A 25,535-nucleotide genomic window follows, 5' to 3' on the forward strand; every position below is an offset into this window, starting at 1 on the left:
GCTCACGGTTCGCTCAGCACATGGGCATGGCCGATGGTCGAGACGTGAACCGCGCTCCCGGCGGGTGGCGCGTACATGCCGGAGCTGCGCACCATCAAAGATCGACCGTGCGGGTCCCCGGCGGCGGTAGGCTGCAACTCCACGGTCAAGGTGCAGGTGTTACCGCTGAAATCCCGCTCGGTCACCACGGCGCGGCACCCGGCGACTTCGGTCGGGCTGGGCTGGATGCTGACCAGTTGCAGTTGCTCGGGGCGCAGCATGATCTGCGCCGATTTGTTGTTGCGGTGGTTGTTGACCGGAATACGGCCCAGGTCGCAATGGGCCCAGCCGGCCTCGATCCGCGCGGGCATGACCACGGCGTCGCCGAGAAACAGCGCGGTCTCTTCGTCGTCGGGATAGCGGTAAAGGTCCAGCGGATGGCCTGACTGCACCAGCCGACCGTCGCGCATCACCGCCAATTGATCGGCGAACGACAACGCTTCGCTCTGGTCATGGGTCACCAGAATGGTGGTGACGCCGGCGTCGGACAGCAACCGCGCGACCATTTTGCGCATGGCACCGCGAAGGCCGGTATCGAGTGCCGAGAACGGCTCGTCCAGCAACATCAAGCGCGGCTGCTGCGCCAAGGCCCGGGCCAGTGCCACACGCTGTTGCTGGCCACCGGATAGTTCATGGGGCCAACGTTTGGCCATGCTCGAATCGAGGGCCACGCTGTCCATCAACTCGGCGACTCGCTGGTGTTTGGCGTCACCCTTGATCGCCAGCCCGAAACCGATATTGGCAGCCACGGTCATGTGCGGGAACAGCGCGCCGTCCTGCGGAACATAGCCAATCAGGCGCTGGTGCGCCGGGACTTCGTGGGTGTCGTCGACGAGCGTCTGGCCATTGAGTGACAACTTGCCGGTGTCCGGAAACTCGAAGCCGGCGATCATCCGCAGCAACGTGGTCTTGCCGGAGCCGGAAGGTCCGACGATCACCGTTCGGCTACCGGCGGGCACCGACAGGCTGATGTTCTCCAGGGCCTTATACGCGCCGTAGGACTTGTAGATCGAATCGAGTTCAAGAGCGTTCATCGGCCAGCCGTTCGTTTGGATTGGTGATAGAGAAGTCCGGTCAGCGGAAGCGACAGCACAATCATCAGCAAGGCATAGGGCGCGGCAGCGGCGTAGTCGATTTCGCTGGTCAGTGCCCAGAAACCGGTAGCCAGGGTGCGCGTGCCGTTAGGGGCGAGCAGCAGGGTCGCGGTCAGCTCATTGGTGATTGCCAGAAACACCAGCGCGGCACCGGCGGCAGCTCCGGGCGCGGCCAGGCGCAGGGTGATCAGCCACAAGGCCCGCGCAGGTGAACGACCGAGGCTGCGGGCGATGTTTTCCAGTTCTATCGGCGCCTGCGCAATGCCTGCACGCAAACTCACCAGGGCGCGGGGCAAAAACATCAGCAGATACGCCAGCAGCACCATGACCGTGGTCTGGTAAATCGGTCGGGCGAAATGAATGGTGATGGTGACCAGGGCCAGGGCCACGACGATCCCGGGCAACGAACTGGTGATGTAGTTGCAGCCTTCCAGCCATCGCTGCAGCCGCCCCGGTGAGCGGATCGACAGCCAGGCAATCGGAATGGCGGCGCCCGTGGTGAGGACGGCGCCGCAAATCCCCAGTAACAGGGTTTGTTCCAGCGCCGGCAGCAGCTCGGTCATGTCCCAGACTTGCGTGCCGCCGGCGATCAGCCATTTGCCGAGGGTGATCAGCGGCACCCCCAGCGCCAGGGCACAGGTGACGATTTGCAGGATCAAACCAAGCACGGTGGCGTGCGCGCCCAGACGCACAACCCGCTGCTCACGGGCGCTGCCGGAACCGACCCGGGCGTAACGCGCCGTGCCGCGAGCGGCGGATTCGACGGTGAGCATCAGCAGGCAACACAGGGCGAGCACACTGGCCAGCATGTGCGCAGCGGGGCCGTTGAAGGTGGATTTGAACTGATCGAAGATCGCCGTGGTGAAGGTGTCGAAGCGGATCATTGCGTATAGGCCATATTCCGCCAGCAGGTGCAGACCCACCAGCAAGGCACCGCCGCAGATGGCCAGGCGCAGTTGCGGCAGCACCACGCGAACAAAGATCGCCCAGGGCTTGAGCCCCAGGGATTCGGCAACGTCTTCGATGGCCGGATCGAGCCGACGCAGGGTGGCTGCGATCGGCAGGTACAGGAACGGGAAGTAGGCGATCACCGAGACCAGCACCCCGGCAAACAGGCCATGAATCGGTGGAACCAGGCTGACCCACGCATAGCTGTGAACAAACGCCGGCACCGCCAGCGGCGCAGTCGCCAACAACGACCACCACCGACGGCCCAGCAAGTTGGTGCGTTCAGTCAACCAGGCCAGTGCCAGGCCAAGCGCAACGCACAGAGGAATGGTGATCACCACCAGCAACACGGTGTTAATCAGTAACTCGCCGACCCGTGGGCGGAACACCAGCGGCACCAGCGTTGCCCAGCCGGTTTGTATCGACACGCCGATGACGAAGGCAATCGGCATCAGCGCCAGCAGTGAAACCAGCACCGACAAACCGATCACCCACGCGCCACCGCGACCGGCGAAGACACCACGGTAACGTCGTCGCAGGTTGTCGGGTATCGCCGTGGGGATACCCGTTGGCAGGGTTTCAGGCATCACTTAAAGCAGTCCCGCCTGAGTCATCAGCTCCACGGCTTTTTTGCTGTCGAGTTTTGAAGCATCGACCGCTGGGGCGTCGAGCTGCTGCAAAGGCACCAGTTTTGGATTGGATTGAGCGTTTTTGCCCACGGCGTATTCGAACGATTTTCCGGTTTTGAGAATCTCCTGACCGTCCTTGCCGGTGATCCATTTCAGCAACGCCTGGGCTTGTTCCTTGTGCTTGCTGGACGCCAGCACGCCGCCACCCGAAATGCTGACAAACGCCCCCGGATCCTTGTGCTTGAAGTAGTGCAGGGCGGTGTTCTTGCTGTTTTCGCCGGTCTTGGCCTGATCGCCGAAACTGTAATAGTGATAGATCACGCCGCTGTCGATCTGCCCGGCATTGACCGCTTTAAGCACCGAGCTGTTGCCGCGATAGGCGGTGAAGTTGGTTTTCATCCCTTTGAGCCATTCGAGCGTAGCCGCTTCACCCTTGAGCTCCAGCACGGCGGCGACGATTGCCTGGAAATCGGCCCCCGCTGGCGACGCGCCCCAGCGACCTTTCCAGGCAGGGCTGGCGAGGTCCATCAGCGATTTCGGCAAATCGGCTTCGGGCAGTTTGCTCGGGTTATAGACAAACACCGTGGAGCGCGCGGCGATCCCGACCCATTTGCCGTGGGCCGGACGGTACGCGGCATCGACTTGTTCCAGGGTGGCCGGCGCTACCGGTGCAAACAGCCCCGCGTTATCCACCAGCACCATCGCCGGGGAGTTCTCGGTCAGGAACACATCGGCCGGAGAGGCGGCGCCTTCCTGCACGATCTGATTGCCCATCTCGGTGTCGTCGCCATTGCGCACCGTAACCTTGATGCCGGTTTCCTTGGTGAAACCCTCGACCCAGGCTTTAGTCAGGCTCTCGTGTTGCGCGTTGTAGACCACGATGCCGTCGTCCGCTGCAAACACCGGCCCTGCGCTGAGCAGTGCGGTGGCCAGCAAGGCTGTTTTAAGGAAGGAAGGGATAGGGGTGATCATTCTGTCGGCAGCTCCTGTTCTTTTTAGAAGGCATGCACGTCGATTCGCGGGCACGTCGATGCGAATCATTTGCATGGTGTGAGTCGCAGGGAATGTAGAGCGCAAAATGAGAAAATAACGTCAAAGAAACCGTTAATACATGTCATTTTCATTCAGATTAGCAGCACCTCGGCCCCTTGCCCGATGGATCTGAATCAAACGATGTCATCACTGACCCGATGGGCAGCCTTTCGACGCTCCGCCGGCAGCCTGACTGATCGCAGCAGCCAGACGTTTGACGTTGTTCTGATGCGCCACCACCAAATCATCAATGCTGGGGCCTGAAGGGGTCTGCAAGGTGCTGCGGCAGGACACCAGCGTGGTATCGCTGTCGCCGAGGTTGCGCAGACGCCATTTGACGTCGATCAACGCGTATTGCCCTGGAACCGAGTCGAAGCGCTGCACGTCCAGGCGCACCGACAGTTTGCGCTGAGGGTTGTTGTTGACCAGTTGGTCGACCATGGCGCTGCGCAATTCATCCACCAGGCTGGCGGCCCACCATTCGGTTTCGAGTATCGCCAGGCCGCTGTTGCCCTGGCGGATAACGATCTGCGGACGATCGACCTGGGGCGGTACGCTGAGACTTTCGATCTGAATCTCTGCGGCACCGCTTCTCGAATTGGCGCTCAGTTGCGCCGGAATCAACGTATGAAACTGGATCGGATCACTGCGGCAAGCGGTGAGCAGTAACAGCGCGGTGACCAAGGTGATCTTCAGCGAAAAAGCCATGGTGTTGCTCCTGTGGTCAGTTGCGCGGTGGCGCCTGCAGATCCATCGGTGCGGCGTTGTTGGGGCGGCCGCGAATCAGTGATTCCGGATGCCGTCCCAGGTAATCCGAGAGCTCACGCAAGGAGCGCGACATGCGCCCGAGTTCGTCCAGGGTCTGGGTCAACTGTTCCCGCTGCGGTGAGTCTTCGGCGAGCGTCGAGCTGGCCGATTGCAGCGTCTTGCTGACGTCGGCCAGGGTGGTTTGCACGCCCGGCAGGGTCTTGGCGTTGAACTGGGCGAGGCCTTTGCGCAGTTCGACCAGGTTGCTGTCCAGATTGCCGGCGATGCGCTCGATTGGCAGTTTGTTGATCTTGTCGACCATGGCCTCCAGTTTTCCCTGCAGCTCTTCAAGGCTGCCCGGTACGGTCGGAATGCTGACCGGACGGGCGCTCGGATCAAACGCGACTTTCTCGGCCTTGGGGTAGAAATCCAGTGAAATGTACAACTGGCCGGTCAGCAGATTGCCGCTGCGGGCCTGGGCACGCAGACCGTTCTCGATAAAGGTGCCCATCAGCCGAATGCCCGCGGCTTCATCATTGGGATCATGATTCAGCGCCTTGAGCATTTTGGTGTGGGCCAGGCCCAGGCGCTGCGGGTAGATCACGATGCCGACGTTGACCGGGAAGGTTCGCTTCTGAGCATCGAAATCCAGATTGATCGACACCACTTTGCCGAACTCCACGCCGAGGAATTCCACCGGAGCATCGACCTTGAGGCCGCGCAGGGCCTGGTCGAAACGCAGGCTCAAGTATTGGCCCTTGCCACTGGGCGGGGCGAGGGCGGTTTGCTGGTCGGGGAACAGTTCGTAGGCATACTCTTCTGGCGCCGGTTTGTCGTTGGGGCTGTACTCCGGCGCGCGAAAGGCGATGCCGCCCACCAGCAGCGAGGACAACGACTCGGTCTTCACTGCAAATCCGTTGGCGCCGACACTGACATCGATGCCGCTGGCGTTCCAGAACCGGGTGTTTTCGGTGACGTAGGCGTCATTCGGTGAGTGAATGAACAGGTCGATGTTGACGCCTTTGCCGTCAGGGTCCAGGGCGTAGGCCACCACCTGGCCGACCGGGATTTTCCGGTAATAAACCGGCGAGCCGATGTCCAGCGACCCAAGGTCTTGGGTGTGCAAGGTAAAGCGTTTGCCGGGCTCGCCATAGGTAATCGGTGGCGGGTTCTCCAGGCCTTTGAAGTTTTTCGCACGAGTGTTGGCCTGGCCGATGTCGGCGCCGATGTAGTCACCGGAAAGCAAGGTGTCGATGCCCGACACGCCGCCGGCACCGATACGCGGACGCACCACCCAGAACTGCGAGTCTTCGCGGGTAAAGCTTTCCGCCTGTTTGGCCAGTTTGATCGTGGCGTTGACACTCTTCTGGTCACCGCTCAGCTCCACGTCCGAGACGTGTCCGATCACCACATTGCGGTATTTGACCTCAGTCTTGTTGGCGGTAAGGCCATTGCCGGTCTTGAACGTGACGGTGATGGTCGGGCCTTCCTGCATGATGCTGTGGACGACGAGGGAGATCCCCACCAGCACCGCGACGATCGGCACGATCCAGACCAGCGAAATGCTGAATCGACGGGTCTTGATGGGGGCCTGGCCAGGGGCTTGCGGCCCGTCAGTGGCTTGCGACTTCATCCATGTCCTCCTCGGTTTGTGAGTGTTGATCGCGCTGCTGATCCCAGATCATGCGTGGATCGAAACTCATCGCTGACAGCATGGTGAACACCACCACCAGACCAAAAAACAGAATGCCCGGGCGCGGTTCGATATCGGCCAGGGCTTGAAACTTCACCAATGAGGCCACCAGCGCCACCACGATCACATCGAGCATGGACCAGTAACCGATGACCTCGACGAAACGGTAGAGCTTCGACCGTTCCTTGCGTGCCCAGAGGCTGTCGCGCTGCACCGTGATCAGCAACAGCATCAGGGCGACGAATTTGATGCCCGGCACCGCGATGCTGGCGATAAAAATGATCAGGGCGATGTCCCAGGCACCGTGCTGCCAGAACTCCAGCACGCCACTCATGATCGTGCTGTCAGCGCCGTCACCGACCATTTTGGTGTTCATCACCGGCAACAGATTGGCCGGGATGTAAAACACCAGCGAGGCCAACAGGTAGGCCCAGGTCCGGGCCAGCGCGTTGGTTTTGCGTCGATGCAGTGGCGCACCGCAGCGCTCGCATTCGTGAGGCTCCAGGGTCATGTCACAGGCCAGCCCGCAACTGTGACAGAGGCACAGGTTGAGTTCGCTGGCGACCGGAGGCCTGGTCATAAGATGTCCCACAGATCACGGACATCGCGCCCGGCGATGCGGATCATCATCAGGCTGAGCACGGCCAGCGCAAACAGCCCGATACCGGGCAGCACATCGAGCAGCCCGGCGAGTTTGATCACCGCGACCATCGCCCCCAGCAGACAGACTTCGAGCATGCTCCACGGCCGAAGGGTTTCCAGCCAGCGCATGCAGAATTTGAAACCGGGCGAGCGCCGGGAAGCGAGGGCGTAGCTCAGCACCCAGATCAGCAGCAATAGCTGGAAGATTGGCGCGATGATCATTGCGATGGCGGCCACCATGGCGATGAAGGTAATCGGCCCCAGGCTCAAGGCCAGCACCGAATCCCAGAGGGTTGCGCTGTTTTTCAGGCCTTTGAGGCTGATGCTCATGACCGGGTAGAAATTGGCGAAAATCCACAGCATCAACGCGGTCCAGGTCAACGCCAGGCGTTGTTCCACCGTCAGGCCGTTATAGCGCTGGAGCACGCCGCCGCAGCGTGTGCACAGGGTTTTTTGATGTTTGGCGAGCGTGACTTTTTCATACACGCAGTCGCAGTGCTCGCAGATGATCAGTTGGTCAGTCGTAGCCATAGGCCGCACTCGCCAGAACGCAGGAAAGTCAGAGCACCTCCTCAATATAGAAGTGCCTCGCGATTGAGCAAATCGAAAGGCGGTTCCGGGACCAGGAAATGCGCAGAACCCCTGTAGGAGCTGTCGAGTGAAACGAGGCTGCGATCTTTTGACTTTGATCTTTTTAAAAGCAAGATCAAAAGATCGCAGCCTCGTTTCACTCGACAGCTCCTACAGTCGTACACGGCGCCAGGCGGTTAGCCGAGCATCTCGCGCAGGCGATACCACAACATGCCCAGCGCCAGCAGTGGCGAGCGCAGCATCGGCCCGCCCGGAAAGGTCATGTGAGGCACGGCGCTGAACACATCAAACCCTCGATTGTGCCCGGCATGAATCGCTTCCCCCAACAGCTTCGCGCACCAATGCGTCACGTTCAGCCCATGCCCCGAGTAACCCTGCGCATAAAACACATTCGGATGCTGACTCAACCGGCCAACCTGCGGAAAACGATTGGCAGAGATGCCGATCCGGCCGCCCCACTGATAGTCGACGCGTACATCGCGCAGTTGCGGGAAGACCTTGAGCATCTGCGGGCGCATGTACGCGGTGATGTCGGCCGGATCGCGCCCGGAATAATGGCAGGCGCCACCGAACAGCAAGCGCCGGTCCGCCGAGAGCCGGTAGTAATCCAGGCCGACTTTCTGGTCGCACAACGCCAGGTTCTGCGGGATGAGTTGCGCGGCAACCTCAGGTGCCAAAGGCTCGGTGGCGATGATGTAGCTGCCGGCCGGGAGCACTTTGCCGCTGAGTGTCGGTTCGAGTTCTTCCAGGTGCGCGTTGCAGGCCAGCACCAGAGTGCCGGCGCGCACCGTGCCGCCAGCACAGCGAACCTGCACCGTGCTGCCATGGATCAATTCCAGCACAGGGCTCTGCTCGAAAATCTGCACGCCAAGGGATTGCGCCAGCTTCGCTTCGCCCTGCACCAGATTGAGCGGGTGCAGATGGCCCGAGCCCATGTCGATCAGACCACCGGCATAGACGCCTGAATCCACCACTTGCTGACGGATCTGCTCCGGCCCGACCAGACGGGTTTCATGGGCGTAACCTGATTCGGCCAGACTTTCCTGCTCCGCCTTGAACGCCGCGAACTGCGCCTGGGTGTTGGCGAGTTCGCAGAATCCCCAGCGCAAGTCGCACTCAATCCCGTGTTCACGGATGCGCTTGCCCACCAGTTCCACTGACTCGACACCCGCACGCTCCAGATAGCGCACGCCGTCCTCACCGACGTAACGGGTGAAACCGCTGACGTCATGGCCGATGCCACGGATCAGTTGCCCGCCATTGCGCCCGCTGGCGCCCCAACCGATGCGTCGGCCCTCCAGCAGAATCACCGAGAGCCCGCGCTGAGCCAGTTCGATCGCGGTATTGACCCCGGTGAAACCGCCGCCAATCACGCAGACATCGGCCACAAGGTCCGAGGCCAGCGAGGGGTAGGGCGCCAGGCCATTGGCGGTGGCCGCGTAATAGGAGTGTGCGTGTTCGTTATTCATTGGTTGGACTTCACTTTGCTCCAGGAACGGGTCATCAGTCGCATGATCGCCTGGGGCGGGGTGGTCGAAATGTAGAGTTTGTCGAGGACTGCCTGGGGTGGATAAACCTCAGGGTTGTTCACCAGTTCAGCGTCCATGTATTGCTTGGCGGCCGGGTTCGGGTTGGCATAACCGACCGAGGCACTGACCTTGGCAATCACTTGCGGATCGAGCAGGTAGTTGATGAAAGCGTGGGCTTCTTTCTGGTTGCCGGCATCGGCAGGAATCGCCAGCAGGTCGAACCACAAGTTACTGCCTTCCTTCGGGATCGCGTAGGCGATGTTCACGCCATTCTTGGCTTCCTTGGCCCGATTCGCGGCCTGGAACACGTCGCCGGAATAGCCGAAGGCGACGCAGATGTCGCCATTGGCCAGGTCTGACACGTACTTGGACGAGTGGAAATAGGTGATGTAAGGCCGGATGCTCAACAGCTTGGCTTCAGCTTTCTTGAAGTCCTCGGGGTTCTCGCTGCGCGGGTCCATGCCCATGTAATTGAGAATCGCCGGGAACACTTCATCGGCCGAGTCCATCATCGACACGCCGCACTGGCTGAGCTTCTTGATGTTTTCCGGTTCGAACAGCACCTCCCAGGAATCGATGCGATCGATGCCCAGCACTTGCTTGACCTTGTCGACGTTGTAGCCGATGCCGTTGGTGCCCCACAGGTACGGCACGGAATGCTCGTTGCCCGGATCGTTTTTCTCCAGCAGCGCCAACAGTTTCGGGTCGAGGTTCTTGAAGTTGGGCAACTGCGCGCGGTCCAGTTTGAGGAACGCGCCGGCCTTCACCTGACGGGCCAGAAAGTGGTTGGACGGCACGACCACGTCATACCCGGTGCGGCCGGCGAGCAACTTGCCCTCCAGGGTTTCATTGGAATCGAAGACGTCGTAGATCACCTTGATCCCGGATTTGGCCTGGAAGTCAGCGAGTGTGGTTTCGCCGATGTAATCGGTCCAGTTGTAGACGCTGACGGTGGGTTGAGCCTGGGCAACGGCACTGAACAACACGGCCAGCGCGGCCGGAACCATGGATTTCAATAGACGCATTCGACACCTCTTCGGATTTTAGAATTTTCAGGTGTTGGCATTTCCCTGTGGGAGCGGGCTTGCTCGCGAAGGCGGTGTGTCAGGTGGCATCAATTTTGACTGTGCCGGCGCCTTCGCGAGCAAGCCCGCTCCCACAATGGGGAATGCGATCTCATGTGGGAGCTTGTTTGCTAGACGCTGAGCATCAAGAACTCACGCTCCCAGGAGCTGATCACCCGTTTGAAGTTCTCGTGTTCGGCACGCTTGACCGCCACGTAACCGCGCACGAATTTGTCGCCCAGATACCGCCCGATGGTTTCGCTTTCTTCCATCTGCGTCAGCGCGTCCTCGATGGTGATCGGCAGGCGCAGGTTGCGGCGTTCGTAGGCTCGGCCTTGCACCGCCGCGCTTGGTTCGATGCGTTCAACCATGCCCAGGTAACCGCACAACAAACTGGCCGCGATTGCCAGGTACGGGTTGGCGTCAGCCCCCGGCAAGCGGTTTTCCACGCGCATCGAGTCCGGTGTCGAGGTCGGCACTCGCAGGCCGACGGTGCGGTTTTCTTCGCCCCATTCGACGTTGACCGGGGCCGAGGTGTCCGGCAGGAACCGGCGGAACGAGTTGACGTTGGGTGCGAACATCGGCAGCACTTTCGGGATGTACTTTTGCAGGCCGCCGATGTGGTGCAGGAACAGCTCGCTCATCGTGCCGTCGGCACTGGCGAAGATCGGCTGCCCGGTGGCGATGTCGACCACGCTTTGGTGAATGTGCATGGCGCTGCCGGGCTCATCACCAATCGGCTTGGCCATGAACGTCGCCGCGACGTTGTGCTTGAGCGCCGCCTCGCGCATGGTGCGTTTGAACACGGTGATCTGGTCCGCCAGGTCCAGCGCGTCGCCATGACGGAAGTTGATTTCCATCTGCGCCGGGCCGTCTTCGTGGATCAGCGTGTCGAGGTCCAGGCCTTGCAGTTCGCACCAGTCGTAGACGTCTTCGAACAGCGGATCGAATTCGTTGGCGGCATCGATGGAAAACGACTGACGACCACTCTCCGCACGGCCCGAACGGCCCAGCGGTGCCTTGAGTGGCAAGTCCGGGTCTTCGCAACGCTGGGTCAGGTAAAACTCCATTTCCGGGGCGACAATCGGCCGCCAGCCTTTGTCGGTGTACAACTGCAGCACTTTCTTCAGCACGTTGCGCGGCGACAGTTCGATCGGGTTGCCGAACTTATCGAAGGTGTCGTGGATGACGATGGCGGTCGGCTCGATGGCCCATGGAATCACGTACACCGCGTCGGCGACGGGCTTGCAGACCATGTCGATGTCGGCGGGGTCGAGCAGGTCGTAGTAGATGTCGTCGTCGACAAAGTCCCCGGTTACCGTTTGCAACAGCACACTTTCCGGCAGGCGCATGCCTCGCTCATGCAGGAACTTGTTGGTGGGTGCGATTTTGCCGCGTGCAATGCCGGTCAAGTCGCTGACCACACACTCGACTTCGGTAATCTTGTGATCTTTCAGCCACGTGAACAGCTGATCGAAAGGGACATTCATAAAGACCTCGTTATTGGTTTTATTAACGCCGGGGAGGGTGGTTTCATCCACCACACACTTCCCCTGAGACGCGTTGACGACTATCTTGGGCGAGCCTTGCGGTTCCATCTATCCACTTTCAGCAGCACCAAAACGCACCAAACGAGTGCGTAAGGTCATTCATGTCAGCGTCCAGTCCAATCCAGGTTCAAGCGTTCAACACCGACGATGTCGCCGCGCAAATCCGCGCCACGCCGGGTTGGGTCCAGCATTATCAGCAGATGTCGCCGGGGCATTTCGCCGGGCGCGTGCGCTACCTGGACCTGCAAGGCGTGGAAATCTACGAAGAGCAGATGAACACCCGGGTCGAGCAGAATTTCAGCGCGCCCGAGGGTTCGCTGGCGTTCTGTTTCGATCGCAGCGACAACGCGCTGTATGTGTTGAATGGCGAAAGCCGCAACATCTGGATCACCCCGGAGAACTACCAGGAAGTCGCCGTGGTGTTCGGTCCGGAGTTCGTGCAGCGTCACGGTCTGAACGTCGCGCGGCTGGAAGGCTTGTTCATGTCGCCGCTGAACTCGGGGCAGAACGCCCTGTTCAGCCGCTGGTTGAGCGGCACCTTGACCCGGCTCGCCGAAACGCTCGACCCACCCAGCAAGGAAGCGTTGACCCAGCAACTGCTCGAAGACTGCCTGTACATCCTCGATAACGCGTGCGTGTGCCTCGATCGCGGCGGCCTGCAGCGCCGCACCGAAGAACGCGCCGTCATGAAGCGCATCGGCGGATGGGCCGCCGATTCACCCGAAGAAACCCTCAACCTGCTGGAGCTGTCCCAGGTCGCCGGGGTTTCCCTGCGTCAGTTGCAGCACGCGTTCAAGGCGTTCACCGGAATGACGCCGACCCATTGGCTGCGCCTGCGCCGCCTCAACAGCGCCCACCGCGAATTGCTCGCGCGCACGTCGAATGACACCACTGTTGCTGAAGTGGCGATGAATTGGTCGTTCTGGCATTTGGGGCGGTTTTCCAGCAGTTATCGGGCGCTATTCAAGGAACTGCCGAGCGAAACGCTCAAACGCAATAGCCCGCGCAGATCGCACTATTAAAAGAGTCGGTTATTACGAACTTTAAATTCTTGTACGTGTATCGGTGTTTTCCATAGTCCTCGTCTGTAGTCCATTTCCTGCAAGTGTGGCTCGATGTTTCAGGAATGTCTGACTCTGAAATTTATTCCTTTTAAATCAGTTTGTTGAGTTGTTTGTACTGTATTCAAGCTAATTTGAGTCAGGCACAAAGGTCATCTAGGTTTCTGCTCGTCGATACACGTCGTGTATCGATTTGAACGAACCGAGGTAATCACAATGACTGTGCTGTTGAAAGAATCAGAAAGTAGCCATGACCTTCCAAAAGCGGTACTTCAACTGATATCGGGCGAGTTTCCCGGTGTGGCGCGTAGCGCCGGGATCTTTACCAAAGAAGATGTCATCAAGATCAAACAATATGTAAAGAAAGGCCTCGCGTTGCCCAGCGAGTTGCCGGAGGTTGAGTCATACCTGAAGTACACCAAAGTCGACATCGCCGGGCTCGAACCCAGTGATATCCAGGTGTTGTTCAAGAAAATCAGAATTCACGCCGCCAGCTGGGATGCGGTGGAAAACAAGATCGTCCAGCAAAGCATTGACCTGAGTTCCGCCGCCAAAAACATCGTCAGCAGTGGCAGCGAGATCATTTCCGTCATCAAGGAAATGCCGATCATGGACCGCGTCAGGACGACGCTGGGCGAGATGAGCAACAACGACCTCGAAGGCCTGCGCTATACGTCTGACGACGGCGAAGTGGCGTCGGCCGTGACGGAAATCATCGAACTGATGAAGGTCGATATCAAACGCCAGCAAGGCGCCACCCAAGAGCTGAAAGATCGCCTGTCCAACTTCAAGATCGAATTGTCGGGCGGCGAGTTGTCTGGCGGTAAGCGTGTGTTTGGTTTGCAGTCGGAAGTGAAGGGCAAATATGACCTGATGGAACGCAACAACTTGCTCGAATCCATCGCCAGTACCAGACAAACCATTCGGGAAAAGAAGGACCGGGTCATCCAGCTCGACAAGGATTACGACTATTACGTCGGCATGTCGTTCTCGGGCGGCCTGCCGATCTTCTGGCCGATTTCAGGTTCGATCTTCGGCCCGAAAGCCGAGACCGCCCGTAAAGAGCGCAATGCCTTGAAAGAAGAGATCGACGCGCTGGAACGGGCCGTGAGTGGCAAAGAGAACTTGCAGAGCGCCATCGAAAGTTCCATGTCCAACTTTGGTGACATCGGTATCCGCATGGCCGGCGCTGAAGCGGCCCTCAATATCTTGAACACGATGTGGCAAACCATTCTGAGCAAGGTCGATTCATCGGCCGAACAGTTTGGCCGCATCAACAATGCCTTGCGCCTGACCTCATTTGTCGCCGAGTTCGCGCAGGTGATCGATCCGTGGCGCGACGTCAAGAACACCGCCAGTGATTTGGTGACGGTGTTTAACGAAGCCCTCGACGAATACAAAAAAACCTTCAACTGATGTGCCCAGCGGACAAAAGGATTATTGCCATGAGCCGTGTCACACCGATCGATACCCCGGTTATTCCGGTCATTGACGTAAAAAACATCATTCAAACCGTTCGTGATATCTCCAGGCTGGCCAACTTCAGAAATGAACGGCCGGACGTGCTACAGGAGCGGGCACACCGTGTAGTCGCCTATTTGAATAATATCGATACCGCCCTGCGTGAATCCTTTCCGGTCTTGCTGACCGCGCTGAACAATGCCTCGGGGAAACAGTGGTTCGAGGTCCTGGATGAGTTGAACGGCGCTTTGGACAGGCATGACCTGACCCCGGACGACCGGGCGCTGGTGGTCGACGAACTGGCCAACGTCAAAGGCAACATCGAGGCAATGCTGGAGGGCGTGGAGGCGAAATTCATCGCGCGCTCACGGCTGCTGGAGAGCGAAGTCCAGAGTCTTTACAAGATCGAGATCGGTGAGCGCGCGGATGAACCGCTGAAGGTCGCGCGCGAGCGCAAAGCCAGGATTCTGGCCCAGCTCAATGACCACCACCTCAACAAAGCGAAGTGCGAGGAGCAGCGGGACACACTGATCAAGGCGCAGGACGTGATTCGCGAGTTCAACCTGGCCGACATGTACAAGAATTACATTCCGGACGGCAAGGCACTGGACGGTCTGGACATGGCCAACCCGAAAAAGGAAGCCGTCAAACAGGCCATTGAACTGGTGAGGAAGGTGTTGGGGGTGGTCTCTGACGGGATCAAGTACACCCAACTCGCGACGTCACGCAACACTCTGGACCTGGAGATCGAGTCGATCAGCCGCCTGGCCGAAGGGCTGAATATCGAGCTTCAGAGCGCTGAAGATCTCTTTTCCGACATCAGCGCTGTTGTGGAAATAGACCGTCGTCGCAGGACTGCGGGTGAAGAAATCATTGTCGTGGCCGGTGTGTGGCGAGGATTTCCCATGCACCTTGAGACGCTGAGAAACCTGGAATACAACCAGGCCGGGCTGTTCAGGCTGTTGGCGCGATACAAGAGCCATCTGGAAGGATTAGAGGGTGACTACAACAGCACGCTGATCAACTAGGCCATTAAAAGATCGCAGCCTCGTTGCACTCGACAGCTCCTACAGGTGAATGCAGAACCCGTGTAGGAGCTGTCGAGTGCAACGAGGCTGCGATCTTTTGATCTTCAAACAGTAGGCGCAGGCTTCGCCAGTTCAATACCCGCCGCGCCTAACCGTTTCAAAATCTCAAACAACAGATCGCTTTTGGTCGTCCCGACAATTCTCGGGCTACTGACATACCCGGTAACCGTCAACGTAATCCCTTCCGGACTCAACTTGCTGAATCGAACAAACGGCGCCGGTTTGTCGAGGATGGTTTCGTGTTCCTGATACGTGTCGTACAGCAGGTTTTGCACTTGCTCAGGATCAATATCCAGCGGGAACACCAATTCCAGTGTCGCCACACCTTGGGCACTGCCGCCCAGCGTCACGTTGCGCAGGTTTTGCGAAATCAATTGCGAGTTCGGAACGATGACGATCGAGCGGTCGGCGAGTTGTATTTCCGTGGCCCTGACGTTGATGCGCCGGATATCGCCTTCGACGCCGCTGATGCTGATCAGGTCGCCGACCTTGACCGGGCGTTCGGTCAGGAGAATCAGGCCGGAGACGAAATTCTTGACGATTTCCTGCAAGCCGAAACCGATCCCCACCGACAAGGCGCTGACGATCCACGCCAGGTTGGTCCACTGAATGCCAAGGGATGACAGCGTCAGCAGAATCACCAGGGCGTAGCCAATGTTGGCGAACAGTGTGCTGAGCGAGGCACACATGCCGGGGTCCATGTCGGTCTTGGGCAGGAACTCGTTATCCAGCCATCGGCGCAGTGTGCGAATCAGGTAGATACCGATGAACAGGGCCAGCAACGCATTCATCAAGTGGCCCGGGATGATATTGAATTTGCGCAGGCCATCGCCGCCGAGGATGGCGAACGTCTGGGTGAACAACTGCCCGAGTGTGGTGCCGACGCCACCGACAAACAGTGAAATGACCGCCAGCAGCATTAAACCGGCACGTCCGACACCGGACAGAATGATCGACACTTGCTCAAGGCGCACGTCGCCGATCCCGAGCAACTGTTTGAGCGCCTTGCCGCTAGGGCTCTTGGCTGAAAACAGGTACTCGCAGCTGTCTCTGAACAACTGGGTCAGCAAGTAGAAGCCCGACAGGATGATAAATCCCCAGACCAGCTGGTAAGTGATGAATCGTGCCAGGGAGATATAGCCGATCAGCAGGGCAATCATCGCGACAACTACGGCGATACCGGCGAATGAATAAATCAGCCCGGCGACGGTGGTACTCGACTCGGGTGCTTCCCCGGCGGCCGCGACGGCTCTGCGGACTTTGCTGGCACGCCGGAACAACGTACCGATAATCAGCGTGACCACCAGCGCGATAAAACCGCGGCCGAAGAGGATGGCGGACGGGCTCATGCCGGTGACGTTGGTGACTTGTGCCAGGCCGACCAGAATCAGCAGCGTGACGGCCAGTATTCTGGGGAAAGGTTTGATCGCCAGTGCAACAGGATCAGCGATAGCCGGTAGCCGCCAGGAGGGATGTTCGGTCGATAGCAGCGCCCGGCTCAGCCCGGTGATCAGGATGCAGACGTAGATGACTTTTTCGAATTCATCGGCAAAGTTCTGAATCAGGGGCGTCAACGGCAGTTGTCGAGTGAGCGCATAAAACAGCAATTGCATTGCACACGCGGTGGTCAATACCGTTGCCACGACGGACGCCAGTGCGAGCGAACTTCGACGCAAACGTCCTTCCGGCATTCGATGAATACACACCCAGGTCAACCCGCGTTCGGCAATTCTTCGGCCCCAGGACCAGATGCCTACAGCCAGCAAGATCAGCACGACGGCAAACAGGCGCTCGCCGGGTTGCCAGGCAGCCTTGATGGCGCTGGTAGCCTGCTGGATGAAATCGCTGAGCCGCTCGCGGTCCTCCTTGAGCGGATTAAACAACGGCGCCCAGAATCCCGGGCCCAGAATACTGCCGCTGCGCAGCGTGACTTCGGTTTCCAGCAGGCTGCGGCGAATGCCGGCAATTTGAATGATCAGGCCGGCGGCATTGTTTCTGAGCGCCGCCAGGGTTTTCAGATTGGAGTCGACTTTGGTCTTTTGTTCGGAGAGAAAGGCTCTTTGCGTCGCAATATCTGTCTTCTCAGCCGCAACATCGTCGGGTGATACCGGGCCCAACACATCGAGTTGCGCTTGCAGTTGCTTCTGCTCGGGCAGCAGGGATGACTGCAGGCTGTCTACATCATTGATAAACAACTGTACGGAATCTTGCAGGCCGACCATTTGGGTCAGGTTATTGGCCAGCGAGATCTGTTGTTTGATTCGGTCAAGGCGGATTTGCAGTTCTTGCAGATCACTCTGGGATATGGCGACAGGCTCAGGGCCTGACATCGGGGATGGCATCGGCGGCAGGTCGGCGGCCGACAGCACTCCGCTGCTGGCTCCAAGCAGCGTGAGTGCGACGACAATCATTAACTTCAGTGCATGTCGCATAGGCGTGTTCGACTCTTTTGTCAGTCATTCAGCCTGTGGGATTGCCTTACTTGACCACTTCGATCTCACCAGGCCGCCACGCTTTGGTGAAGAACGGCTCAAGTGGACCATAGAAGCGCAGTATCGTGAACCAGCCCCGGTCGGGGAGGGTCTGGACCCAGTTACCGGCCTTGGCGTCGGCAGGTTTTGAAGGGCCAAAGTAAATGGTTGTCGAGCCATCGGCGTTCTCGACGGCGGCGGGCGAAGGGTAGGTCTGGCTGCCTGCGCGCGGATAGCGTTGGGGTGTCTGGAGCATGGAGCGCGTCTGGTTGTCGTAGAGAGTGAACGACCAGAAGTTGGCCGCCGGGATCTTCGGCGGCAGGGTTACCTTGTAGGTTTTGGCACCATCGAACGCCTTTTTGTCGGCATCGGAAAACCCCATGAGGTACTGCGAGCCCACATTCGGCAGGCGCATGATCATGCCCGGCGAATCCATGGTGTAGCCGTAGTAGAAGGCCATGCGGGAATCAAGTGTCCGCGCGCCGCTCGCCGGTTGTGCCTTGAACAAGCCTTCCGGGGTAATCATTGGCGGTGGAGTTTCGAAGTCGAAACCACCTTGCCACAGCATGCTGGCCCACATCGAGTCGGGATAGTAAGCCCAGCCGGGATACTCGGCGGCCCGCCAGTTCAGCACGCGTCCGGCCGCATTACCCACGGCCGCCGCGTCGGTGAGGATCTTTTTCATCCGCTCGTCCGGCTGGAACGGCTTGCCCTTCACGATGCCAATGGCCGCCAGTTGACCGAGCAGTTCCGCGGAAAACGAGGTTGCCGGTTCCAGCTGCACAAGTTTGTCGAGCGTCTCGAAATAAGAGAAGTCGTTAGGCGGAAGGGTGTTGAAGGATTTGCCACTGCCCTCCACGAATTTTGTCGGCGCAATCGGCGGGGTTCGCTCCAGCTTGACTTGACCTTCGAGCGCCGTGGCAATGCTGGTGCCGTAGCCGCCTGGCGTGTAGGGGTAGATCTTCAACCGGTCCTTGATCAGGTCCGCCGAAGGTTTGGGGTTGCTGTTCTCCATAAAGGCGCGAACGGCGTAGATCACATGATTGGTTTTCGAGCGGCCGACAAAGAAGCCGCCATCGGGAACAGGGCCCTCGTATCCGGGCGGCAGAATCAGGTATTTACCGCCTTCGCCCCGATCAGGACCGGGCGTGCCCAGGTCGATGATCCAGCCGAACCACATGTCATTGAGGGTGCCGAGGGATTTGGGAGGCACTTCAACCACCAAGGGGCCTTTCGTCAAATCGAGAATGGCGAGGGAATAAATGGTATCGGCATTGGCAGTGAGAAAGAGTGAATTGGAATCCATCAACTCGGAAAAGATGACCACCGAGTTGTCCTCGGCTCCGATGCTGTGGAAGCCCTCACGAATCGCGTAGGCCGAGGCACCTGAATAGCTGTTCATGAAGGCGTCGATACCGCGGGTGAATGCCAGTGTGTCGTAGACATCCTGTGCAGTTTTCGCGCTCGGCGCGCCATCCTTGAAGTCCAACACGCCGATTCGGGTCTCGACCCGATCTGGCGTCCTCATCGCCGAGGGGATTTCGGTGGCCGCCTGCGCTGTTGTCAGCATCAGGGCCGTCAGAACGGCGATGGGTTTGAGCAGGTGCGCCATGGTGTTCTCCCGGGAGGATGTCTGACTCATTGTCGATTCAAACTGAGGAAGGGCGTGGCGCGAGAAGACTTTCGAGAGTTAGGCAAGCTACATACCTGGCTCCGGGGTTACTTCCAGGGAGAACTGAAACTAGTACGCCCGGATGACCCTTTACAGATAGTGCGCACAGTTGATGGAGCATGACGAAGTGCTCGATCCGTTCTTCCAGCAAATCCAAGCATAGGCGCACATTGGCGATCGCTCCAGCCATTGGCAACTATTGGCCAGGATGATCAAGAGGAACAGTTTTGTTTCAAATGTACTGTTCCATACCCCCCAGAAGTGGGGGGGGCGACAAATGCCTTAACCCCCTCTAATGCAGCCATCTGTCCGGTAAAACGCTGATTGGCGGCTTGATTGCGGTTATGAAAGTGCACAAATGGACAATGTCGAATCCTCAGCAATACTTCACTTCGCCATAAGAAACGGTTGCGCTGTTACCTGTTCGATAGTGATTAAACGTCATATGAGAGGGACATCATGCAGTCGAATAAAAATGCCCTGACTATTTCAGTTATCGGATTGATCTCTCTCTTCGCCAGCGAGCGCAGTTTCGCAGGCGGGCTCATGTTGTATGAGATCGCCACGGATAATGCGGGTCTGGCCAATGCCGGCGCCGCCGCCAGAGCACAAGGCCCCTCGACCATCGCCAGCAACCCCGCGGGGCTGAGTTATCTGAGCGGTACGCAGATCACGGCGGGGGCGCAGATTCTCTTTGGCGATCTTTCCTTCGAACGGGACAGCGATACCAATACGCCGGGTACCGGCAGCGGTAATGTGCTCGATCCCATACCCGGCGCCAGTTTTTTCATCAGCCATCAACTGGATGACCAGTGGTCGGTCGGTTTCGGCTCCTATGGCGATTTCGGCCTCGCTGAGAACTACGACAACGACTGGTCCGGGCGTTATTTCGTACAGAACGCGAGCATCGCCGGTTTGTCACTGGTTCCGAGCGTGGCGTATCGCTTCAACGAGCAATGGTCCGTCGGGCTCGGCGTCAAAGCCATGTATGGCATGCTCAAATCCGAAGCCGCGATCAATCAGTCGCCCCTGGGCATTACCGATCGGGCGGACGGTCAATACAAGTACAAGGACAGCGATTGGGGCTATGGCGCCAACGTCGGCGTGATCTATGCGCCGCAACCGGGGACCCGTATCGGTTTGGCCTACACCAGCCAGGTAGACCTGGACTTCGATGACGGCCTGGACATCAAGAACAGCGGCCCGCTGGTGAGTCGACTGGACGGCACCAACCTCGGGATCGATCTGAAAGTACCGCAAACCGCCACCCTCAGCCTGTACCAGCAACTGGACGCGCAATGGGCGTTCCTGGCGTCCGTCAACTGGCAGGACTGGTCGAAATTCGGCGAAGTCGAAATCGATGTGGACACCAACGCCGGTGGAGCACAGGCGACCACCATTGATGCGAATTACAAAGACACCTATCAATTGGCCCTTGGCGCGCAATACCAGATGAACCCCGATTTGCTCTGGGACTTCGGTGTCGCCTACGACACCTCGGCGGTGTCCGACAGCAATCGCACGCTGACCGTGCCCATGGGCGCGGCCTGGCGCTTCGCCGCAGGCCTGACGTACTCGGTGAACAAAGAAACCGACATTAACTTCAGTTGGGTCACCGTGTGGATGGGCGACATGTCCGTCGACCAGACCAAATCGCTGTCCGGCAGCCGTGTGTCCGGCGAGTTCGACAACGCCTGGATACAGGCCCTGTCGGCCAACATGACCTGGCGTTACTGAACATGCGCCAACGCGAAACACCCCAACCCAAGGAGTACCGTCACATGAACGTTTCCCGTAAGTGGATCGTTGGTGCAGCACTGAGCAGCCTGTTACTGGCGGGTTGCGTCTCGAAGGTAACTGAAAAAGAACAGTACTCCGGCTTCTTGCGCAACTATGACGGTTTGCAGGAAACCACCTCGCCAAGCGGTGTGAAGGTGTTGCGTTGGGTCGCCCCGGGGTTCAAGGCGTCGAACTATTCCACGGTGGTGTTCGACCGCCTCGAGTTTTACCCGGCACCCAAACCCGATGAGCGGGTGAACATGAATACATTGCAGGAGTTGCAGGCTTACACCAGCGACAGCGCCAAACAGGCGTTGTCGCAAAATTTCCGCGTAGTCCCCAGCTCTCGCGATGTGCGTAAAGGTGAGCGTGCGATGGTCCTGCATGCAGCGATTACCGGCGTGACGGCTTCCAACGAAGGCATGAAATGGTACGAAGTGGTGCCGGTGGCAGCCGTGGTCGGTGCGACTCAGGCGGCCAGCGGTCACCGTGATCAGAACACCGAGTTGTATATTGAAGCCGATCTGGTCGATGCCACGACTGGGGCGCCACTGGCAAAAGCCGTGCGCAAGGTCTTTGGCGAGAACCTGCAGAACGCCAATCAGCAGATCACGGCAAATGACTTCAAGGCGGCGATCAAGGCCATGACCAGCGACCTGCAAGCGTTGCTGAAGTAGGTCTGTGCCTGTTTCGTCTCTAACAGCGCCTCAACCAGCCAGCAAAAGACGCGCGGGTGGAGTTCGACATGAACAAACACATTGAACTGCCTTTGCTCTCGCTGATGGCTTTCGGCGCATCCGTCTCCAGCTACGCAGACAGCCAGGCCGAGCTGGCCAAGCAGGCACTGAACCCGGTGGCGGCGTTGTACAGCTTGCCGATCCAGTACAACTGGAACCAGAAAATGGGGCCCAGTGGCGAAGGCATCCAGAGCGTCACCAACATCCAGCCGGTTTTACCTTTCAGCCTCAATGAGGACTGGAACCTGATCTCGCGCACGATCCTGCCGATCATCGATCAGCACGGTCTGGCGCCGGGTGGTATCGCGGATAAAAGCGGAGTAGGAGACACCTCGCAGAGTTTCTTTTTCTCACCGAAGAAGCCCACCGAGGATGGCTGGATCTGGGGGGTAGGGCCCGCACTGCTGTTGCCGACCGGCAGCGACGAGTTGCTCAGCAGCGAGCAATGGGGATTGGGCCCGACAGCCGTCGCATTGAAGCAGGAACATGGCTGGACCACGGGAATTCTCGCCAATCACATCTGGTCGCTGGACAACAGCCCGGCCGATGACAAGGAGAAAGTGAATCAAACGTTCATGCAACCCTTCCTGGTATACACCACAAAGACTTACACCAGTTTTGGCATCAACACCGAATCCACCTACGACTGGGAGACCAAGGAGTGGAACGTGCCGATCAATCTGTTCGTGACGCAGCTGTTCAAGGTCGGCAAGCAACCCATGAGCCTGCAGATCGGGCCGCGCTATTGGGCGGACAGTCCCGAAGATGGCGCCCATGGCTGGGGCTTTCGCGTGGCATACACGCTACTCTTTCCTAAATGAGAGGTGTCGCTGCAACGGTGTGCAGCACTCCCTACGTGATCGACTGCGGTCCTTGGCCGAGCCACCCATTGTTTGCAAGAAGGCCTGAAAAATGGAGCGCATAGAGCCGCAACTGATCCTCAAGACCACGCCGCCACGCGGTCAGAAGTCCGCCCGAACGCGCAGCCGGTTAGCCATCGACGCTCCAGAATTGACCGACAAGATGGTGATCGCCGTCCATGCGCCAGCCGGTTTCGGCAAGACCTTCCTGCTGACCCAGTGGAGGCGTGAGTGTTTGTCCCACGGCGCCGTGGTGGCCTGGTTGACGCTGGATGCACACGATGATGGCACCCGATTTGTCCAGGGGCTGGGAACTGCCATGGCGATTGGTAGCGGTCGGCCGTCCTTTGCCCGCGCCTTCGAACGTATACCGGGACCGGGGCGTGACGAGTTCGAAGGGTTGACGCAGTGGCTGGCGGAGGTCGCCGATCTGGGCAGCGAAACCGTGTTGATTCTGGATGAGGTGGACGCTTTGCCCGAGGTGACGGTCCGCCATTCGTTAACTTATCTGTTGCATAACGCCCCGGCCAATCTGCGCATCATCATGGCTTCGCGCGGGCGTTTGAACCTGCAAGTGGCTGACCTCGCGGCGAGGGGGCGCTACGCGTCAGTCACCACGACGGCCCTGCGGTTTGGCATTGAAGAAACCGTCGCCATCCTCACGAGCCGCTTTGGCGCCAAGATTGACGCCGACCTCTGCATGCGTCTGCACGAGGTCACCGAAGGCTGGCCGCTGGGTTTGCAACTGGCGATTTCGGCCATGGAAAAGAGTTCGAGCCCGGGGGCGGCTATCGAAGAACTGTCAAAGTGCACCGGTGATATTCAGCGGTATTTCGTCGACAGCCTGGTGGCGCATCTGCCCGACGAACAGGTCGGTTTTTTGACCGGTATCGCCTTGCTGGAGATGGTGCAGCCTTCCTTGTGCATTGCACTGACGGGTAATCCGCGTGCGGGTGAACTGCTTGAGGAACTGTGCGTTTCGACCCCGATTTTCGTCGAGAGCGTCGACAGTGACTGGGTGCGGATTCATCCGTTGGCTCGGGAGTTCCTTCTGGGGCGTTTTGCCAGGCTGCCCCCCGAGCAGCGCCAGGGATTCCACGAGCGTGCAGCGGTCTGGCTGCAACAGCACCAGTTCCTGGAGCAGGCGGCTCGCCAATACCTGTTGGCCGGGCTGCCACAACCGGCCTACGCCATGATTGAAGAATGCCTGTACGACGTGATGTTGCGCGGCCAGTTCAGTCGCGTACTGGAATGGGTCGAAGAGCTCGAGCCCGAAGCCGTGCTGTCACACCCGCGCATCTGCCTGGCCGCCGCCTGGGCACTGGCCATGGGTGAGCGTCAGGCTGAAGCGGCGCGCTTGATTGCGGCCATTGAGCAACATCCGTCGGCCGATGAAGCCACTCGCTGCGAGGCCGCCGCCATCGAGACCGCGGCGGTCTATTTTGCCGATCGTCCGGATGAGTCACTCGCGCTCATTACGCCTTGGGTCGAGCGGTTGCCTTCGTTCCCGATCAAGGTACAAGCGATTGTGGCGAACCAGATTGCACGCCTGGCCTTGTCGCAGGGCCAGCCGGAAAAAGCCCGGCGCATCTTTCAGCGGGCACCGCATTACACGTGGAGCCCGGGGCTGGATGCCATTCGCGGATTTGGCGAGTGGGTGGTCGGCCTGACGTATCTGTGGGAGGGGCGGATGCTGTCCTCGGAAACCGTCTTGCGCGCCAGCCTCTTGTTGGCTGAGCAAGACATTGGTCGACGCAGCCCGATTGCCGTGATGATGGCCACCGGTCTGGCGACCTCACTGCTGGAGCGCGGTGAAATTCAGGAGGCCATTACGGTATTGGCGAACCGGATGGACATGGTCGAGCGCCTCGCCTCGCCTGATGCGATTGTGCTGGGTTATATCACGGCCTCGCGACTGGCCTCGTTGCAGGGGCACGGGCATCGCGGGCAGGACCTGCTGGAGGCGTTGTTCGCCCTCGGCGAAGAGCGCGCCATTCCCCGGTTTTGCATGGCCTCGCTCGGGGAGCAGATTCGTCTGCATGCCCTGCAGGGGCGAAGTGATACCTGTCAGGTGTTAGGGCGCCGCCTGGATACCGTCACACCGATGATTGCCCGGGAAGAGTCCGGTTTGCTCGGTCCGGAACTGGCCTTGATGGCGGGGGTGGCCAACGCATATGTCCTGCTCGCCAGGCGTGACTGGGAGGCCATGCTGGCGGTGCTGACCAAATCTGGGGCAACCGCCGAGCACCTGCGTCGCGGTCGGGAAATCGTGCAAATCAAATTGCTCAGGGCGCTGGCGCTCAAGGCGACGGGCGCAGAGGGTACCGACTGTTTGCTCGAGGCCGTCAGCCTCGCCCAGGAACATGGCATGCAGCGTGTGGTGCAGGACACCCACCCCGACCTGAGCAAATGGGTGCAAACGCTTCAACGTGAAACAGTCTCGTCGATGACGCCGACGCCGGCCCCCACACCGGTCACACGGGTGGAATCCGCGACATCCAGCGTCTCGCCCAGTCGTCTGCTGACCCCCAAGGAGCGCGAGGTGTTGCAGTTGCTGGCCCGTAACCTGTCGAACAAGCAAATCGCCCTGGCCCTGAATGTCGGCGAAGAAACGGTGAAGTGGCACCTGAAAAACCTCTTCGGAAAATTCCAGGCCGGCACCCGTCAGCATGTCGTGGCGCGTGCGTACATGCTGGGCATTCTCGAAACAGCGGGCTGATGCCTGACCCGGGGTGATCCGTTCGGATCCCCCTTCAATTCCCCCCCAATCCGGTTTCAAGTCGCCCCCCCTGTCAATGGGGGGTTGCGCTTTTCGACTACGCAATAGTCTGGCCCCAACAAGAGCGCT

The 25,535-nt window shown here is 59.2% G+C and carries 19 protein-coding genes; 7 read left to right on the forward strand and 12 right to left on the reverse strand.

Annotation, left to right across the window (positions count from 1 at the left end; all coding sequences use genetic code 11):
* Positions 1-2: 2 nt before the first annotated feature.
* The 10 genes from ACA049_RS14365 to ACA049_RS14410 form a co-directional block, all read right to left on the reverse strand.
* Positions 3-1,073, reverse strand: a complete 1,071-nt coding sequence (locus tag ACA049_RS14365; RefSeq protein ID WP_497336448.1) for an ABC transporter ATP-binding protein — start codon at positions 1,071-1,073, stop codon at positions 3-5.
* Entirely contained in the window at positions 1,070-2,668 is a 1,599-nt protein-coding gene (locus ACA049_RS14370; RefSeq protein WP_497336450.1) for an ABC transporter permease, read from the reverse strand. Before ACA049_RS14370 ends, ACA049_RS14365 begins: the two co-directional genes overlap by 4 nt.
* Before the next feature lie 3 nt (positions 2,669-2,671).
* Complete coding sequence (locus tag ACA049_RS14375; RefSeq protein ID WP_497336452.1) at positions 2,672-3,682, reverse strand: iron ABC transporter substrate-binding protein; 1,011 nt, start codon at positions 3,680-3,682, stop codon at positions 2,672-2,674.
* Between the two features lie 207 nt (positions 3,683-3,889).
* The gene (locus ACA049_RS14380; RefSeq protein ID WP_497336454.1) at positions 3,890-4,450 is read right to left on the reverse strand and encodes a PqiC family protein; all 561 of its coding nucleotides are present in this window, start codon (positions 4,448-4,450) and stop codon (positions 3,890-3,892) included.
* A 16-nt stretch (positions 4,451-4,466) separates the two neighbouring features.
* Positions 4,467-6,122 (reverse strand): PqiB family protein, encoded by a 1,656-nt coding sequence (locus tag ACA049_RS14385; RefSeq protein WP_497336456.1) that lies wholly within the window; start codon positions 6,120-6,122, stop codon positions 4,467-4,469.
* Positions 6,103-6,762 (reverse strand): paraquat-inducible protein A, encoded by a 660-nt coding sequence (locus ACA049_RS14390; RefSeq protein WP_497336458.1) that lies wholly within the window; start codon positions 6,760-6,762, stop codon positions 6,103-6,105. Before ACA049_RS14390 ends, ACA049_RS14385 begins: the two co-directional genes overlap by 20 nt.
* A complete protein-coding gene (locus ACA049_RS14395; protein ID WP_497336460.1) occupies positions 6,759-7,355 on the reverse strand; it encodes a paraquat-inducible protein A in 597 nt (198 codons plus the stop codon). The genes ACA049_RS14390 and ACA049_RS14395 overlap by 4 nt, the downstream gene beginning before the upstream one ends.
* A gap of 236 nt (positions 7,356-7,591) precedes the next feature.
* Positions 7,592-8,884 carry an NAD(P)/FAD-dependent oxidoreductase gene (locus ACA049_RS14400; RefSeq protein ID WP_497336462.1) on the reverse strand — a complete coding sequence of 431 codons (1,293 nt, stop codon included), beginning with the start codon at positions 8,882-8,884 and terminating at the stop codon, positions 7,592-7,594.
* The gene (locus tag ACA049_RS14405; RefSeq protein WP_497336464.1) at positions 8,881-9,969 is read right to left on the reverse strand and encodes a polyamine ABC transporter substrate-binding protein; all 1,089 of its coding nucleotides are present in this window, start codon (positions 9,967-9,969) and stop codon (positions 8,881-8,883) included. The genes ACA049_RS14400 and ACA049_RS14405 overlap by 4 nt, the downstream gene beginning before the upstream one ends.
* 170 nt (positions 9,970-10,139) lie before the next feature.
* Positions 10,140-11,498, reverse strand: a complete 1,359-nt coding sequence (locus tag ACA049_RS14410) for a glutamine synthetase family protein (RefSeq protein WP_497336466.1) — start codon at positions 11,496-11,498, stop codon at positions 10,140-10,142.
* 161 nt (positions 11,499-11,659) lie between these two features.
* Here ACA049_RS14410 and ACA049_RS14415 point away from each other — a divergent pair, with 161 nt between their 5' ends.
* From ACA049_RS14415 to ACA049_RS14425, 3 genes are all read left to right on the forward strand, one after another.
* Complete coding sequence (locus ACA049_RS14415) at positions 11,660-12,580, forward strand: helix-turn-helix domain-containing protein (protein ID WP_497336468.1); 921 nt, start codon at positions 11,660-11,662, stop codon at positions 12,578-12,580.
* 255 nt (positions 12,581-12,835) lie between these two features.
* Entirely contained in the window at positions 12,836-14,035 is a 1,200-nt protein-coding gene (locus ACA049_RS14420; RefSeq protein WP_497336470.1) for an alpha-xenorhabdolysin family binary toxin subunit A, read from the forward strand.
* Positions 14,036-14,064: 29 nt separating this feature from the next.
* Positions 14,065-15,108: an alpha-xenorhabdolysin family binary toxin subunit B gene (locus ACA049_RS14425; protein WP_497336472.1), complete on the forward strand. Its 1,044-nt coding sequence runs from the start codon at positions 14,065-14,067 to the stop codon at positions 15,106-15,108.
* A 104-nt stretch (positions 15,109-15,212) separates the two neighbouring features.
* Here the strand turns inward: ACA049_RS14425 and ACA049_RS14430 are convergent, their stop codons facing one another.
* The gene (locus ACA049_RS14430) at positions 15,213-17,600 is read right to left on the reverse strand and encodes a DUF3772 domain-containing protein (RefSeq protein ID WP_497336474.1); all 2,388 of its coding nucleotides are present in this window, start codon (positions 17,598-17,600) and stop codon (positions 15,213-15,215) included.
* Positions 17,601-17,646: 46 nt separating this feature from the next.
* Positions 17,647-19,251: a DUF1254 domain-containing protein gene (locus tag ACA049_RS14435; RefSeq protein WP_497336476.1), complete on the reverse strand. Its 1,605-nt coding sequence runs from the start codon at positions 19,249-19,251 to the stop codon at positions 17,647-17,649.
* A gap of 519 nt (positions 19,252-19,770) precedes the next feature.
* Between ACA049_RS14435 and ACA049_RS14440 the strand changes: the two genes are divergently transcribed.
* The 4 genes from ACA049_RS14440 to ACA049_RS14455 all read left to right on the forward strand — a co-directional run bounded on the left by ACA049_RS14440 (position 19,771) and on the right by ACA049_RS14455 (position 25,406).
* Positions 19,771-21,048, forward strand: coding sequence for an OmpP1/FadL family transporter (locus ACA049_RS14440; protein WP_497336478.1), 1,278 nt, complete (start codon positions 19,771-19,773; stop codon positions 21,046-21,048).
* Between the two features lie 44 nt (positions 21,049-21,092).
* Positions 21,093-21,767, forward strand: coding sequence for a DUF3313 domain-containing protein (locus ACA049_RS14445; RefSeq protein ID WP_497336480.1), 675 nt, complete (start codon positions 21,093-21,095; stop codon positions 21,765-21,767).
* A gap of 104 nt (positions 21,768-21,871) precedes the next feature.
* Positions 21,872-22,648 (forward strand): transporter, encoded by a 777-nt coding sequence (locus tag ACA049_RS14450; RefSeq protein ID WP_497336867.1) that lies wholly within the window; start codon positions 21,872-21,874, stop codon positions 22,646-22,648.
* Between the two features lie 91 nt (positions 22,649-22,739).
* Complete coding sequence (locus ACA049_RS14455) at positions 22,740-25,406, forward strand: helix-turn-helix transcriptional regulator (protein WP_497336482.1); 2,667 nt, start codon at positions 22,740-22,742, stop codon at positions 25,404-25,406.
* Positions 25,407-25,535 lie beyond the last annotated feature (129 nt).

The organism is Pseudomonas sp. LBUM1662 (assembly GCF_059695915.1).

What these genes read in the sequence shown, in the direction of transcription:
- ACA049_RS14385 (WP_497336456.1), bottom strand. Translation starts at nt 6,122, where the DNA reads ATGAAGTCGCAAGCCACTGACGGGCCGCAAGCCCCTGGCCAGGCCCCC.
- ACA049_RS14440 (WP_497336478.1), top strand. Translation starts at nt 19,771, where the DNA reads ATGCAGTCGAATAAAAATGCCCTGACTATTTCAGTTATCGGATTGATC.
- ACA049_RS14420 (WP_497336470.1), top strand. Translation starts at nt 12,836, where the DNA reads ATGACTGTGCTGTTGAAAGAATCAGAAAGTAGCCATGACCTTCCAAAA.
- ACA049_RS14390 (WP_497336458.1), bottom strand. Translation starts at nt 6,762, where the DNA reads ATGACCAGGCCTCCGGTCGCCAGCGAACTCAACCTGTGCCTCTGTCAC.
- ACA049_RS14430 (WP_497336474.1), bottom strand. Translation starts at nt 17,600, where the DNA reads ATGCGACATGCACTGAAGTTAATGATTGTCGTCGCACTCACGCTGCTT.
- ACA049_RS14435 (WP_497336476.1), bottom strand. Translation starts at nt 19,251, where the DNA reads ATGGCGCACCTGCTCAAACCCATCGCCGTTCTGACGGCCCTGATGCTG.
- ACA049_RS14365 (WP_497336448.1), bottom strand. Translation starts at nt 1,073, where the DNA reads ATGAACGCTCTTGAACTCGATTCGATCTACAAGTCCTACGGCGCGTAT.
- ACA049_RS14370 (WP_497336450.1), bottom strand. Translation starts at nt 2,668, where the DNA reads ATGCCTGAAACCCTGCCAACGGGTATCCCCACGGCGATACCCGACAAC.
- ACA049_RS14445 (WP_497336480.1), top strand. Translation starts at nt 21,093, where the DNA reads ATGAACGTTTCCCGTAAGTGGATCGTTGGTGCAGCACTGAGCAGCCTG.
- ACA049_RS14375 (WP_497336452.1), bottom strand. Translation starts at nt 3,682, where the DNA reads ATGATCACCCCTATCCCTTCCTTCCTTAAAACAGCCTTGCTGGCCACC.
- ACA049_RS14450 (WP_497336867.1), top strand. Translation starts at nt 21,872, where the DNA reads ATGGCTTTCGGCGCATCCGTCTCCAGCTACGCAGACAGCCAGGCCGAG.
- ACA049_RS14405 (WP_497336464.1), bottom strand. Translation starts at nt 9,969, where the DNA reads ATGCGTCTATTGAAATCCATGGTTCCGGCCGCGCTGGCCGTGTTGTTC.
- ACA049_RS14395 (WP_497336460.1), bottom strand. Translation starts at nt 7,355, where the DNA reads ATGGCTACGACTGACCAACTGATCATCTGCGAGCACTGCGACTGCGTG.
- ACA049_RS14400 (WP_497336462.1), bottom strand. Translation starts at nt 8,884, where the DNA reads ATGAATAACGAACACGCACACTCCTATTACGCGGCCACCGCCAATGGC.
- ACA049_RS14380 (WP_497336454.1), bottom strand. Translation starts at nt 4,450, where the DNA reads ATGGCTTTTTCGCTGAAGATCACCTTGGTCACCGCGCTGTTACTGCTC.
- ACA049_RS14415 (WP_497336468.1), top strand. Translation starts at nt 11,660, where the DNA reads ATGTCAGCGTCCAGTCCAATCCAGGTTCAAGCGTTCAACACCGACGAT.
- ACA049_RS14455 (WP_497336482.1), top strand. Translation starts at nt 22,740, where the DNA reads ATGGAGCGCATAGAGCCGCAACTGATCCTCAAGACCACGCCGCCACGC.
- ACA049_RS14425 (WP_497336472.1), top strand. Translation starts at nt 14,065, where the DNA reads ATGAGCCGTGTCACACCGATCGATACCCCGGTTATTCCGGTCATTGAC.
- ACA049_RS14410 (WP_497336466.1), bottom strand. Translation starts at nt 11,498, where the DNA reads ATGAATGTCCCTTTCGATCAGCTGTTCACGTGGCTGAAAGATCACAAG.